Below are 14,207 nucleotides of genomic sequence, written 5' to 3'. Positions count from 1 at the left end.
AGTTGGTCGATCAGCTAGGTGGAAGGGAAGCAGCCGAGTCTGCGATCAGCGCGCTTGCTCAGATCCTCGCCTAGGCCGAGGGCATCACGTACAGATTGTGTCTCGTGATGTTTGATCAAGAAGCCATCCGCATTTGGTCGGTTGCAGATTCGAATTGTCGCTCTGGAATTTTGCTTCGGACAGCGATAGACTCACCACTGGCCCGCTGAAGTTCAGCGGGCCATTTTTTCGTTTCCAAGGAACTAAAACGACTGACGAACTAAACCATAACGGCCACCTGCGCTTCGGCACAGCTGGCTGACATTTCGAACGATGCGTGAGCATCGAGAACTGCTTTCCGAGAAACCGCCAAACTGAGCCGCAAGGCTCTTTCAGTAGAAGCAGTGCTTTGTGCCACGCCCCGCGAGGGGCGCTGGCCAGGTACTGTTCTACTGCGCCCCTTGGCGGGGGCCTCGGGAGCGGGCTTGGTTCAGCGTCCTTTTTCATGCGCTCACCAACCGCCGCTCTGCAGATTCTTCGAGCTGTGCGCATCTCCCTCACTCTCGGAGATCGCAATGCAACTCATTGATCAAGAGCACCGTCGTTCCCTCATCTCGTGGGCTCAGAGAATCGCCAAACTTGCCACCGCTCACCAGCAGCCAGCTTGCGAGACCGCAGTTCAACTGGCAATCGAACAGTTCGAATCTGCTCGTTTCCGACTCGCCGTCTTAGGCAAGGTCAAGCGAGGAAAGTCCACTCTCATCAATGCCTTGCTCGGCCGCAGCGATGATGAACTTGCTCCGATCGACAAGTTGCCCGCGTCCAGCGCGATCAGCAGCTTCCGCTACGAATCGCAAGAGTGCGTGAAAGTTCATTTTCGCGATGGGCACTTCGCAACCGTTCCGTATGGTGACGTGCGCAGTTACGTCACCGAAGAAAACAATCCTGAGAATGCCAAAGAAGTCGCCCTCGTTGAAATTGCCGGACCGTTTCCGCAACTCGATCGCGCTGTGGAATTGATTGACACTCCTGGCGCAGGCTCCATGCATGAGCATCACGACGCCCTGATCCACCATTTCACTCCGCAAGCCGATGCCGTGATCTTTCTCGTCACTGCGCGAATGCCGCTCGATCAAGACGAACTCGTCCTGCTCCGCAAATTAAAAGAGGCCGATGTTCAAAAAATCTTCTTCGCAATGAACCGAGTCGATGAGTCTTCGCAAACTGATGTACGGGACGCTATTCCGCACAACCGCGCGGTTCTTGCCCAATTGGACATTTCTGTCCCGAAGATCTACACGATTAGCGCCAAACTGGCGTTCGCGGGAGACTATGCAGGGAGTCAACTTGAAACCCTGACAGCGGATTTGCGAAGCTTTCTCACTCAGCACAAGGGAGAGTTACTCGCTGAGCGTTTCCGTAGTCGCGTTTTGCAAGCGGTTCAGCCGTGGGCTCAGTCTTTGGAAGTTGCAATTCCGGCTCACGCAAGTCGGCAGCGGAACTGGCCGCCGATCTGAAAGAACTGGAACAAGAGCGGCCGCGGCTTGCGCTGTCGCGAAAACCTACGGAAGAAAATTTCCAACGTCTGTGGCGCCGAGCCTTGAACGAATTCGAACGTGAGCTGGATGAGATTGAGAGCCGTTGCAGAACCGCAATCGCTCGGCAAATTGCGGACACCGATCTTTTTACTGTCGATGAACTCTCCAAGGAACTGCCCACTCTGATTCAGAGGCGTATAGAAGAAGACATGCGGCCGGCGACGAACCGACTAGAGACTTCCCTTCAAACACTTGCTGAAAATCTGCAACAAGAGTATCCGCGTCTCGAGCTGGGTTTCTTAGGAATGCATACGCCGCACCTGCCGGATGACCAGCCGATCAGGGAGGTTGCGGGAGGCGTGGCGTCTCTCGCACTTGGAAGTGGCTTAATGATCGCTGGTCAGGCAGCGGCTGCGAGTATTGCTACGGCGAACGCGGCGGCAATAGCGGCCGCCACCACGACAGTTGCAGCGCCCTCGTTGATCAGCACATTGGGAAGTGTGCTGCTTCCAAACGCTGCAGGCATATTTTCATTTTTGGGAACCGGGACAGCCACCGTGTCAGCTCCAGTCGCCCTGACGACTACTCCGTTGTGGGTCGCAATGTCGGGGCCAGTCGGCTGGACCTTGATTGGTCTGGGCGTTGCCGCAGTACCTTTCGCTTGGCGCACTTCAAAGCTCAAAACGAGGCAGAAGCTTGACGAAGCAGGGCAAGTTCAGATCGGCAAGATATTTGAACGGCTTCGGAAACAACGGATCAGTCAGTTGCGAGACATGGGAGACGACATCCTGAGTGAATTTCGCGCCCGTATCGATTCTCAGCTGGATGAACTCGAACGTACGATCCAGGAATTGCTCGCGCAGCGCCCCGATGAAGCGGGGCCGCAACGATTGCAGGCATCCTCTCAATCGCTTGCTGAACTAGTGGCATCCGTTCCAGTTTCCAAAGCCTAAACCTTGCGAGCAAACATCATGTCGCAGGTCGACACGCACGAATTACCAATTTTGCTGGACGAACTTTACTTGCTTTTTAGCGAGTCTGCTGAGTACCAGCGAGAACCTACATTGCGCGAAGCGCTGTATCGCGTTTCAATTTCCGTCCTCAAGCATTGCAAACGTGTGACGCAAGCGAGGCGGCGCTATGCAATTGCCGTCGTGGGACTGACCAACGTCGGTAAATCAACATTGCTGAACGCGTTATTAGGCGAAGACCTGTCTCCACGCCGCAATGGACCCTGCACGGCGCTGCCAATTGAGTTCTGCTACGGCGATCAGCGATTTGTATCGTTGCGGGAAGGCAACTCGGTCGAGCAGCAGTTCGTAGCCTGGTCTGATGCCAGGCAGTTGCATGAAATATTAGCGAGATGGTCGGTGAACGCCGCCGCGCGGCAACCAAAACTCTCTGTGCATATTCCGCATCCGCTCCTTCAGCAGGGCCTGATTCTGGCAGATACACCTGGCTTTGGAGCGGCGCAGCTCGATGCGAATCCTGGTTCTCATGAAGCGGCTGTTCGGGTGTATCTGCAGGAGCAAGTTTCACAAGTGTTTTGGGTGGTCTTGGGCGAACAGGGTATTGGCAAACGCGAAGTAGAGTTTCGCGAGAGATTTTTTCCAGAACTTTGCGACGACATCATCGTCACGCTCGGGGAAGAATGGTCGCCGACAGACAAGGAACGTTTCTGTCGGCGTTTTCAGGGCGAATTTAAGGGCCACACGCCTCAGTTCCGGTTTGTTGCCCCGCTGCTGCCGGCAAGCAGAACGGCTGCTCCGTCGCATTTAGAAGCGACCGGCATTGGTTTGCTTCAGCAGCGGATAACAGAACTGGCGAACCCACAGTTGCGCGCGGCGGCTCTGAGTAGGCAGGTTCAGCAACTTGCTGATCACTGGCGCACCTGGCATCAGGAATACATCCATTCCACTGCACCGCGAGAGCTGGCGCCGTGGCGGCCCGATACTTGGTCGCGATGGAAACTGATTTCGCAGCGGAGCCCAGCGGGACAGCAAATCTCTGACACGCTTTCGGGAAGAAACTAGGACCATGACTGGAATTGCGTTCGTCGGAACCGAAGGATGTGGCAAGACCGTACTGCTGACGGTCCTTTGCAAACTCTACGGTCCGAATTCAGAGCACCTCATGCGCCTTCACCCGCAGAATATAACGACAGCGGAATACGTGGAACGAGCGTGGCAAACGCTCAAGCAATCCGAGTGGCCACCATCGACACCGCCGGGCAACTGGCAGCAGCTGGAATGGTTTTTTGAGATTGAATACGGTGAGACGGGGACGCTGCGACTGGTGGATTCGGCCGGGCAGGACCTGCGTTTACTGTTTGCCGAAGAGCAGGTTTCGGATGAAAATCTTCCCACTCGCTTGCAAGCGTTGGCTGAGATTGTTCGTACTGCAGATGCAGTCGCATTCCTTGTCAATTTGCGTGACTTTATTGGTGAGCAAGATGCAGTTAAGCGGTTGAAAAATGAATGGCTATTACGCGGGGCCATGGACTATCGCCATGCAACGTGTCCGGCACGTCCGATGTGCATAGTCTTCACCCAGGCTGACCTGTATCGCGATGAACTGCGACAGGAAGCGAGTCTCCAACTGGTGGCGCAGAAGTATCTACCCCATGTTGCCGGTCGGTATTTGCAAGACGACGCGGTTCCCATCTTTCGAATCTCAGCGGTGGGAGCAACGATTACGAAGCCCGACGAACTTGGGAGGCCGAGGCGCGTTCCGGATGGCCAACTGCGATGTAAGGGGTTTTCGGAGTTCGTGAATTGGATGGCAGTTTGTGCAGCAAGGCAAGCAACGCATTTGGCTGAAAAATCGTTGCCGATCGAACGATTGAACGCAGACATTTCGCCGCCAGTCTCAAACGAAGTCGAAGAAGATTGGACGAGGTTTCTTACTTGGGCGCGAAAGGAAGGAGCGACTCTACTGAAGTGGGCTTTCTGGGGCGGGCTTTTTCTTGTGCTTTGCCTTCGAGGGTGCCGTCAAAACACGGATAGTCCGCGTGCGGTTCAACAGTTTCTCGAGCATCCACGACAAAAGTAGCGACCCTGGCCAAGACCCATGAAGATCCTACTTGCGCTTTACGATCCTGCTTTCCAAACTGCCGATGGCAATTATTGGACATGGTATCACCCGCAACTTGCGCGTGAGCAGCTTGTTGAAACGTACTACGAAGGCTTAGCGGCTGACATTCCGCAGCATCCAAACGAACTCGAAGCGACAACGTTGTGGGGTGGCATCTACGACCTTTCTAAGGACTGGCGATGTTACTATCGCTTCTTAAACGGAGGACGCGATCCACAAGGCAGACCCGGCAGATACGTCGTCGTCTGCGGTTTTGTGAAAAGTAGTGAAACGGAGTTGGTCGATCCGACGGAGTTTTATTGGGGCGACATCACGATGAATCTCGCCTCCGTTGCTTTGCAGCAATGTCCGGTGCCTGCGACGGTACTAGAAATACATACGCCGCAACCGCACCGCGCGCAGCGGCCGGACTCGGAACACTTGTTCGAGAACACTGGCCAATCCCTAATTGGTGCGTGTAAAGCAACCTCACCCCGTTGTTCGGCGCTGGGTACGATCCAGTACACGAAGTCAGTGAGAATTCGTTTGCGAACCACAGGCAGCCAACCCCTTCAAATTGATGTTTCAGGCAATAGCAATTCTCAATTCGCAGTAGATTACCGCAGGCAGCAACAGGAAAGTGATGTTATTCGACAGGACAGATTGAGACTGCTCAAACTCACTCAACCTACAAAGCGTTTCGTACGACTTTTGTTATTCTTCGTGCTCGCATTTACGCTATTCGTGGTCATCTTTATGATTTGGCAGTCTATTCACGTTTAGCAGTTGCGAGGTGAAGTATTGCGTGGGTGGCAAAAATTGTGGCGAATCGGCTTGGCAGATTTCAAAACCCTGTGCCCGCAAGGGCGTGCCGGTTCAAGTCCGGCCTCTGGTACTTCTTATTTTGAGGCATTTTTGCACATTCCGGGTGACAGGCCCCCTGCGGCCGACTCGGTAACACCCGTGGCAAAACCGTGGCAGCGGGGGTTTCGTTGTGCATTGCGTCGATAGGTTTCAGGCCGGTTCCTCCGTAGATTTTGCAACGGAGATTCGGCGATGGCCTGGCACGAGTTGGACGCCTGTGGCGTGTATTTCATTTGCATCCGCTTAGGCAACAAGCGGTTCAAGCGATCTTTCCAGACCCACGACAAGAAAAAGGCGGGAGGCCTAATCGCTCGCGTCGAAGCTACCTTCGGGACGTCGAACGCGGCCGAATGGTCATTTCCCGAGAACGCCGATGTGGTCCAGTTCCTGCTCTCTAATGGCCGCGTTACGGGACCAACCCACCAAGCGCTGCCGGAGTTTATCAAGATCCGCGAGTGTCGGATTCGTGCTGTGCGCCCTCGGTCGGGACGCAGGCCGGTGTTCACCATGAACAGCACATAGCCGTGAATTTGCTCGCATTCCCCCTTCGCGTAAAACCATATCGAACGTCTGCTAGTCACTTCGCTTTTCGTAAAGTCCGATGAAAATGGCTACGTGGGGCACCCCGTGTTTCGTTTTGGCTTCGGTGACCGGGACCACCTCACGGCTACCTGGTTCGTCCTGGAGTGTCACCGTGGCCCTCGCCCCGCCAGGCGTCCATCCTTGGAGCGTGATCTTGATCTGGCCGTCTTTGCGTTCGAAAACGTCCGCCGAAACGGGGCACACGCCTACTCCGTCCAGGGTTGCTCCGCGCCACACGGGTGTGGCATCGAAGGGCTCCTCGACGAGCCGCACCCATCCGGTTACCGCTCTGAACTTGGACTGACGCTGTTCCTTATCGATGCACTTAATAATCCAGGATTCAACAACGGTCGAATCTCCCTCAACAACAGGAGCGCCGGGATCATCGGGTATGAGGATCTTCACGTAAACGGGCGGCGCGTCCGCAGACAGGGCTACCGAGGTGAGTGCGTAGCTCAAAAGGGCCGCAGCCAACACAAATCGGGTCATCATGCACCTGCTTCTCTTGAAAGGGATAGTGGAGCGGTGGCTTCTTTGGCTGGGCGAACTTGCTCAACGCCCCCCACTCGGATCATCTCGCGGGCGGTTGCCTAATGCACAAGTGTAGCTGTTACGTCGTATATAGCAATCGTGCCGTTAGCATCCTGTTGATATTTCGCTGTCCATTTACCCGTGGAGTTTGTCAAATCAATTTCACCGACGATACCTTTATCGGTAAACCCGGCCGGCAGGTCTTTATACCACTTGTCGCCTACAAACTTGAACGAAACGAGTTTGCCATCCATCAAAGTGGCTTCGGTAATCGGGATCGCCACCGAACTAAATGCTGGCTGTGTGAGGAGATTCTCATTGGAATAGATGAAGCATTTTTCGCCAACTCTGACAACACGTTTACCAGCCGCTACATATTCATCCTCTTTAGCCTGTGAAATGGATGCACTTGGCCTTGTTATATAACTCCAATCAGTGAAGTTCACCATGGTGAACGTGATCGTGCTGCCGGCTGCTTTGAACGTGCCGTCAGCGTTGAGATTGACAGTGTACTGGGCTGTGAACTTTGTGGGCCCGTCGTATTGCTTATAGTAACCTGTGTCAATCCAAAGTTGCTCATCTGTCGTGCCCGGGGCGCTCTTAGCGGCACTGGCAGTGGAATTACCGTCAAGAGTGAGCGTGCCCTCAATCTTATCCAGTGCAAAGGGACCGGACGAACCACCGCTCGAACCACCGCTCGATCCACCGGACGAACCACCGCTCGATCCACCGGACGAACCACCGCTCGATCCACCGGACGAACCACCGCTCGATCCACCGGACGAACCACCGGACGAACCACCGGACGAACCACCGCTCGATCCACCGGACGAACCACCGGACGAACCACCGGACGAACCACCGGACGATCCACCGCTCGATCCACCGCTCGATCCACCGCTCGATCCACCGCTCGATCCACCGCTCGATCCACCGCTCGATCCACCGCTCGATCCACCGCTCGATCCACCGCTCGATCCACCGCTCGATCCACCGCTCGATCCACCGGACGAACCACCGGACGAACCACCGGACGAACCACCGCTCGATCCACCGGACGAACCACCGCTCGATCCACCGGACGAACCACCGGACGATCCACCGGACGAACCACCGGACGAACCACCGCTCGATCCACCGGACGAACCACCGCTCGATCCACCGGACGAACCACCGCTCGATCCACCGGACGAACCACCGCTCGATCCACCGGACGAACCACCGCTCGATCCACCGGACGAACCACCGCTCGATTTAATAGTACCTGTCGTCTCGAACGTGGCGATCCCGCCTCTGATCGGATCTTGATATTTCGACGTAAAATTTGCTGTGCCCATTTTTAAATCAACGGCGCCCTCAATGCCCTTATCGATAAGGCCGGATGGTGGGTTACCGTACCACTTATCGCCTTTGAATTGAAAGGATTGGAGCTTACCCTCCACCAAAATGGCTGCCGTTATCGGGATCGTCAGTGTCTGCCATCCACTGTTCGTGGAGTTCGGCTTGGAGAAGATGTAGGCATTGCCGCCTTCCCTGTAAACGGTTTTGCCTTTCGCGACCAGCGCGGCCTCCTCTTCCGCCGAAATGTCTGCGTCATTCCTTGTCACGTATGTGCGTGAAGTGTAGTTCACGGTGGTCAACTTAATCGTGCTGCCGGTTGGATCGAACGAGCCATCAGCTTTGAGATTGACCGTGTAATCCGATTTGAACTGCGTGGGTCCGTCGTATTGCTTTAAGTAGTGTTTAACGTACAGGAGTTCCACATCCGTCGTTTCCCGCTCCATAGTGGCACCTGAGGGAGTGAACATTCCCTTCGCGGCACTCGAAGTCGCATTTCCATCGACGGTGACTGATCCCGCGATCGAACTTGCGGCAGACGAACCACCGCTCGATCCACCGCTCGATCCACCGCTCGATCCACCGCTCGATCCACCGGACGATCCACCGGACGAACCACCGGACGAACCACCGCTCGATCCACCGGACGAACCACCGCTCGAACCACCGCTCGAACCACCGCTCGAACCACCGCTCGAACCACCGCTCGAACCACCGGACGAACCACCGGACGAACCACCGCTCGATCCACCGGACGAACCACCGGACGAACCACCGCTCGATCCACCGGACGAACCACCGGACGAACCACCGCTCGATCCACCGGACGATCCACCGGACGATCCACCGGACGATCCACCGGACGATCCACCGGACGATCCACCGGACGAACCACCGCTCGATCCACCGCTCGATCCACCGCTCGATCCACCGCTCGATCCACCGCTCGATCCACCGCTCGATCCACCGGACGATCCACCGGACGATCCACCGGACGAACCACCGCTCGATCCACCGGACGAACCACCGCTCGAACCATACACGGTGTCATGAATCGTGCCGAAGCCGACGTAGTCGCAGTAGAGGCTTCCGTTCACCGCGTCGTACAGTTCGACGCGAACAACTTCATCTGCCTCACCGTTGATCCCGTCGAACAGTACCGGCACCTGCACCTGCGTAGTGCCACCGCCGGAACCGAAGCTCAACGTGCCTTGAGCAGATGTGAAGTCTTGATTTTCCGTCGCCTCGCCGGTTGCGCCGACCTGCTGCACGCGCCACTTCACCGATCCGCCAGTGTTGTTGGCGTCGGTGAAGGTGATATTGAACGAGAGCTGGGTCGCCTCGCCTGGCAGTGCCGGCTCATCGGCAGCGAGGCCAGAAATCGAGAAGGTATTAGGGTCGCCATCAAGAACGGTGCGTTGTTCCAAGCTCTCTAGTCGCAGATTGCGCTGGGGGCGGTTATTCTTCGAGCGAACAAGGCCGAGTTGTGCGAGCAATTTCTTCCAACGAGGCGACGAAGTCATAGAGGGCACCAGGAGAGAGGTTTTTGCAGGGTCCCAAATTAGATGTAAGACAGCCATGCCTTACGGTGGCCCGCATTGTATATAGTGATCACTTTTGAATGTCAATCATTTGTTCAGCATTCTGACAATTAAGTCGCAGATCGTCTGCTGCATGCAATTCTGTGTAGAAAAATCATTTGGAAATTTTCAACGCACCTCTCAATATGGCCACACTCCAATCGCAAAAGCCCGTCATTCGTGTCGTTCATCATCTCGCTCGCACCGGCGGCACGTTGATCAGTCGCTGCCTGGCAGCAATGAGCAATGTGGTGCTCCTCAGCGAAATTAATCCGCAGGGTTTGGACTCGTTTTGCCCGCGAAATCAAGCACGAGAATGGTTTCAGCTGCTAAGCGAGGACGAGGCCCGTCGACAGCACGCGGATCCCGGCCAGGAGTTTTTGCAGGCAATCAGCCTCATCGAAGAGCGGTGTCGCAGCCAAGGAAAATCGCTGGTGATTCGCGACTGGACGCATCTCGACTTTACGGGACTGCCGTTCCTATCAACCCCGTCTTATAAGATGACAACTTCTGTCATGCTTGACAAATCATTTGATGTTGTTCGCACCGCTACAGTTCGCCACCCGTTAGAACAGCTGGTATCGCTGCGGGCAATTGATGTGGTCAAGCCTTGGGATGAAGAGCAGGTTTTGCACGGAATGCGCCGCTTCGCGGAACAGGCAAAGGAGATCGGCTTCATTCGCTATGAAGACTTCTGCCGACAACCCGATCAACGATTGAATGAGATGTGCGAAAAGCTGCGACTCAACTTCGACGTGAAGTATCAGCAGCGGTGGCGCTCGTATGACAAGATCACCGGCAATATGTCGTTCAACATCCAAACGATCGAGCCACGACCGCTCCCTCAGGTCGAGCAAGACATGCTGGATCGCCTGAGCAAAAACTCCGATTACCAGGATATTTTGCAAATTTTAGGGTACGAGCACCCTCGTCCTCCGCGCCCCAACTATCTCGTTACTGGCGATATTCCCTTTGCCGCGCCAGACGTTGAGCAAAAGTTTGCGGAAGCCAACCGCCTGACGAACGAGAAACAGTTTGAGCAAGCCGTTCCGATCTATCAGCAGATTGTTGCCGCCAAGCCGGCTCACGCGCTCGCGCTCAACAATCTTGGCTATTGTTTGCACAAGCTTGAGTTGAACGAATGGGCCGAGGTCGAGCTCAAACGCGCCTTGAAACTCGATCCTAACTTCGCCCTCGCACTCTCGAACATGGTGCTCGCACTGAGCGGCGCCAAACGACGATTCGAGACGATCCCGTATCGTCGGCGATTGACAGAACTCGAGCCCAAGAATGCAGAGCATTGCTTCTATCTTGCCGAAGACCTGATCGCGGCGGGCCGGATTGACGAATGCCTGCACTATTTACGACGTGCGTTAGAATTGCGGCCCCTGTACTACGTAGCCGCCGCCAACTATCTGATGTACTTGCACTATTCCGATCGGGAAACGCCCGACTCGATCGCCGCCGAGCACTTTCGACTTTCGCAGTATTGGAAACGCAGAGAGCCGGAATTGAAACCGATCGCGCGACGGCGGAATGTGCGGCCTCTGCGCGTGGGTTACGTGGCCGCCGACTTCTACACACATCCTGTGGGCAAGTTGATGCATCCCATCATCGCCACGCACGACAAAACGAAGTTCGAAATTCATTGCTACCACCACGGCGTTCAACACGACGAATGGACGGTTCGCACCAGCAACGCGGCCACCAAATTTTCCAAGGTTCACGAGTCCTCTTCCGCGGATTTGTTCAAGCAGATTCAGAAAGATGAAATCGATATCCTCGTGGACCTGGGAGGATTTACCGGCGGCGGCAACCGTTTGGAAATCTTTGCCCAGCGTGCCGCGCCCGTCCAAGTGTCTTTCCTCGGTTACCCCGACAGCTCTGGGCTGGCCGAAATCGATTATCGAATTACCGATGACTATTGCGATCCGCGCGGCCAAACGGACCAATGGCACAGTGAAAAACTGATCCGCTTGAGCAGGGGCTTTTTGTGCTATGCCCGACCGCAGAAGCTGCCACCCCTTTCGCCACTGCCGCGCCGCAAGAACGGGTATCTGACTTTTGGTTGCTTTAATAACATCGCCAAGATATCGCCTCTTGCACTGCGAACTTGGGCCGAAGTCCTTCGTCGCGTTCCGAGCAGCGTCCTGGCATTTAAATATGGCGACCGTTATGAATCCGCCGCCATTCAAGAATACGTTCGCGCCGTGTTCGCGACCGAAGGAATCGATACGCGACGGCTCCATTTTTGGAAGTCTCGACCGAGCCTCGATAGTCACCTGGAAGCGATCGGCGACGTCGATATCGCATTGGACTCGTTTCCGTACCAGGGGACGATGACGACGTTGGAAACACTGACCATGTCGGTGCCGATCATCACTCTGGAAGGCGAGACGTACTGCCGACGAGCATCGTCCGGCTTGCTGAGACGGCTGGGACTTGACGACTTGGTGGCGAAGACGCCGCAGGAATATGTCGAAGCTGCGGTCGATCTGGCGTCGGCGTTAGAATTGCTCGAAGGTCTGCGTGAAGAACAACGAGAACATTTTTTCTCCAGCGACATCTGCGATGTGGCGGGATTCACGCGCGAACTGGAGGACGCCTTCTCGCAAATGTACGCCAATTTGCCTTAGAGCTGCGCCAGATACCATTGCACAGTCTGCCGCAAGCCGACCACAAGCGGGGTGGCTGCGCGAAAACCAAATAGGCTCTCGGCTCGCTGATGGTCGAGGGCACGGCGTGGTTGGCCGTTCGGCTTGGAAGTGTCCCACTCGACGCTGCCGAGGTAGCCGACCTCAGCCGCAATTAGCTTGGCTAATTCGCGAATGGAGATTTCGTTGCCGGTACCAAGATTGACTGGCTCTGCGCCGTCGTACTTCTCAGCCGCCTGCAGCAATCCCTCAGCAGCATCGCTGGCATACAGAAACTCACGCGTCGCAGAGCCGTCGCCCCAAAGTGTAATGGCTGGCTGGCCTTGTTGCTTGGCTTCCACGCATTTCCGAATCAGCGCTGGGATCACATGCGAGCTCGCAGGCTCAAAATTGTCGCGCGGACCATAAAGATTCGCCGGCAAAAGATAGATCGAATTGAACCCGTACTGCTGACGGTAGGCTTGGGCTTGCACGAGCAACATCTTCTTCGCCAGGCCATACGGAGCGTTGGTTTCCTCTGGATAGCCGTCCCACAAATCGTCTTCGCGAAACGGCACGGCCGTGAATTTTGGATAGGCACAGACGGTGCCCACGATGACTACTTTGGGAATGCCCAGTTGCCGCGACTGCTCGATCAACTCGATACCCATGACTGCATTGTCGAAGAAAAAACGGCCAGGGTTGACCTGATTGGCGCCGATTCCACCCACGGTGGCCGCGAGATGAAAAATCAGGTCTGGCCGAGACGCTTCCAGGAGGCTTCTGATCTCGGCGCGGTTGCGTAAGTCGCAACTTGCGGAACGTGGCACCGTAATATTTGTGCAGCCACGCGAGCGCAAGCCCTCGACCACGAACGACCCGAGGAAGCCTGCGCCGCCTGTCACTACTACCGAAGTGGTTTCCCAGTTCATCGACCTTTACCTTCGATTTCCAGTTTCACTTCGTGCATATCCGACTCGACCATCAACTGCACCAACTGCGAGAAAGTCGTCTCGGCTTTCCAGCCCAACTCGCGCTCCGCCTTCGTGGCATCGCCCAAGAGTATGTTGACCTCGGAAGGCCGAAAGTATTTGGGATCGATCTCGACAAAATCGCGCCATTCAAGTCCTGCATGACCGAAGGCCGCTTCGACGAACTCCTGAACGGAATGAGTTTCGCCAGTGGCGATCACGTAGTCATCTGGCTCAGGCTGTTGCAACATTTTCCACATCGCGGCAACGTACTCTTTCGCAAAGCCCCAGTCGCGGCGAGCATCCAGATTGCCGAGGTAAAGCTTCTTTTGCCGGCCCTGCTTGATGTTGGCGACAGCGCGGGTGATCTTGCGCGTGACAAAGGTCTCGCCGCGGCGCGGCGACTCGTGGTTGAAGAGAATGCCGTTGACCGCAAACATTCCGTAAGCTTCGCGATAATTTCGCGTGATGTAAAACGAGTAAGCCTTGGCAGCGGCATAGGGGCTGCGGGGATCGAACGGAGTGAGCTCGTTTTGTGGCGCTGGGGCGTTGCCGTAGAGTTCTGAGGACGAAGCTTGATAAAACTTGCACGACTGCGCGCTTTCGCGAATCGCCTCAAGCAGCCGAATCGTGCCGAGGCCCGTGATATCGGCCGTGTACTCGGGTGTGTCGAACGATACTCGCACGTGCGATTGCGCGCCGAGATTGTAGATCTCATGCGGCTGAACATCCCGTACGATTCGATTGAGCGACGAACCGTCAGAGAGGTCTCCATAAATCAGAACCAAGCGTCTATCGGTCGCGTGTGGATCTTGATAGATGTGGTCGATGCGCGTCGTGTTGAACGACGATGACCTGCGAATGATTCCAAATACCTCGTACCCCTTGCTCAACAGCAGTTCGGTCAAATACGAGCCATCCTGGCCCGTGATGCCGGTAATGAGAGCGCGCTTACCGCATTTCGGCGGAAAATCGACTTGCGACATGACTTTGATAGCTTTGCTTTCCGAAGTGTGAATCGGTATGTTGACTCCGCACCTCTACCGATCATGGTTTGGAGGGGCGTGTATCGTGCAAGAAACGCAGGCAAATTGCAACCATCATTTCAGTGAATTGGAT

14 protein-coding genes are annotated in these 14,207 nt (G+C 55.6%); 10 read left to right on the top strand and 4 right to left on the bottom strand.

Going from position 1 to position 14,207, the window contains the following annotated elements; genetic code table 11:
* The first annotated feature begins 554 nt into the window (after positions 1–554).
* From M9Q49_RS07700 to M9Q49_RS07675, 6 genes are all read left to right on the top strand, one after another.
* Positions 555–1,496 carry a dynamin family protein gene (locus tag M9Q49_RS07700; protein WP_254508136.1) on the top strand — a complete coding sequence of 314 codons (942 nt, stop codon included), beginning with the start codon at positions 555–557 and terminating at the stop codon, positions 1,494–1,496.
* Positions 1,427–2,470, top strand: a complete 1,044-nt coding sequence (locus M9Q49_RS07695; RefSeq protein WP_254508135.1) for a YfjI family protein — start codon at positions 1,427–1,429, stop codon at positions 2,468–2,470. The genes M9Q49_RS07700 and M9Q49_RS07695 overlap by 70 nt, the downstream gene beginning before the upstream one ends.
* A gap of 18 nt (positions 2,471–2,488) precedes the next feature.
* Positions 2,489–3,550 (top strand): dynamin family protein, encoded by a 1,062-nt coding sequence (locus M9Q49_RS07690; RefSeq protein WP_254508134.1) that lies wholly within the window; start codon positions 2,489–2,491, stop codon positions 3,548–3,550.
* A 4-nt stretch (positions 3,551–3,554) separates the two neighbouring features.
* On the top strand, positions 3,555–4,568 hold the full coding sequence (locus M9Q49_RS07685) for a hypothetical protein (RefSeq protein ID WP_254508133.1): 1,014 nt from the start codon (positions 3,555–3,557) through the stop codon (positions 4,566–4,568).
* A gap of 18 nt (positions 4,569–4,586) precedes the next feature.
* Positions 4,587–5,372, top strand: a complete 786-nt coding sequence (locus M9Q49_RS07680) for a hypothetical protein (protein WP_254508132.1) — start codon at positions 4,587–4,589, stop codon at positions 5,370–5,372.
* Positions 5,373–5,645: 273 nt separating this feature from the next.
* The gene (locus M9Q49_RS07675; RefSeq protein WP_254508131.1) at positions 5,646–5,975 is read left to right on the top strand and encodes a hypothetical protein; all 330 of its coding nucleotides are present in this window, start codon (positions 5,646–5,648) and stop codon (positions 5,973–5,975) included.
* A 51-nt stretch (positions 5,976–6,026) separates the two neighbouring features.
* On the opposite strand, the gene M9Q49_RS07670 is transcribed toward M9Q49_RS07675, so the two are convergent.
* Entirely contained in the window at positions 6,027–6,524 is a 498-nt protein-coding gene (locus M9Q49_RS07670; RefSeq protein WP_254508130.1) for a hypothetical protein, read from the bottom strand.
* Between the two features lie 101 nt (positions 6,525–6,625).
* Positions 6,626–7,015, bottom strand: a complete 390-nt coding sequence (locus M9Q49_RS07665) for a hypothetical protein (RefSeq protein ID WP_254508129.1) — start codon at positions 7,013–7,015, stop codon at positions 6,626–6,628.
* Between the two features lie 190 nt (positions 7,016–7,205).
* Here M9Q49_RS07665 and M9Q49_RS07660 point away from each other — a divergent pair, with 190 nt between their 5' ends.
* The 4 genes from M9Q49_RS07660 (at position 7,206) to M9Q49_RS07645 (ending at position 12,120) form a co-directional block, all read left to right on the top strand.
* Positions 7,206–7,874 (top strand): hypothetical protein, encoded by a 669-nt coding sequence (locus M9Q49_RS07660; protein ID WP_254508128.1) that lies wholly within the window; start codon positions 7,206–7,208, stop codon positions 7,872–7,874.
* A 492-nt stretch (positions 7,875–8,366) separates the two neighbouring features.
* Positions 8,367–8,957: a hypothetical protein gene (locus tag M9Q49_RS07655; RefSeq protein ID WP_254508127.1), complete on the top strand. Its 591-nt coding sequence runs from the start codon at positions 8,367–8,369 to the stop codon at positions 8,955–8,957.
* Positions 8,954–9,340 (top strand): hypothetical protein, encoded by a 387-nt coding sequence (locus M9Q49_RS07650; protein WP_254508126.1) that lies wholly within the window; start codon positions 8,954–8,956, stop codon positions 9,338–9,340. Before M9Q49_RS07655 ends, M9Q49_RS07650 begins: the two co-directional genes overlap by 4 nt.
* 290 nt (positions 9,341–9,630) lie before the next feature.
* Positions 9,631–12,120 carry an O-linked N-acetylglucosamine transferase, SPINDLY family protein gene (locus M9Q49_RS07645; RefSeq protein WP_254508125.1) on the top strand — a complete coding sequence of 830 codons (2,490 nt, stop codon included), beginning with the start codon at positions 9,631–9,633 and terminating at the stop codon, positions 12,118–12,120.
* On the opposite strand, the gene M9Q49_RS07640 is transcribed toward M9Q49_RS07645, so the two are convergent.
* Positions 12,117–13,049: a GDP-L-fucose synthase family protein gene (locus tag M9Q49_RS07640; RefSeq protein WP_254508124.1), complete on the bottom strand. Its 933-nt coding sequence runs from the start codon at positions 13,047–13,049 to the stop codon at positions 12,117–12,119. The genes M9Q49_RS07645 and M9Q49_RS07640 overlap by 4 nt on opposite strands.
* Positions 13,046–14,074, bottom strand: a complete 1,029-nt coding sequence (gene gmd, locus M9Q49_RS07635) for a GDP-mannose 4,6-dehydratase (protein WP_254508123.1) — start codon at positions 14,072–14,074, stop codon at positions 13,046–13,048. Before gmd ends, M9Q49_RS07640 begins: the two co-directional genes overlap by 4 nt.
* Positions 14,075–14,207 lie beyond the last annotated feature (133 nt).

The sequence above is a fragment of the Anatilimnocola floriformis genome, from assembly GCF_024256385.1.
Taxonomy (GTDB): Bacteria; Planctomycetota; Planctomycetia; order Pirellulales; family Pirellulaceae; genus Anatilimnocola; species Anatilimnocola floriformis.
Note: the sequence above shows the minus strand (reverse complement) of the source record. Positions and strands in the feature narration are given on the sequence as shown.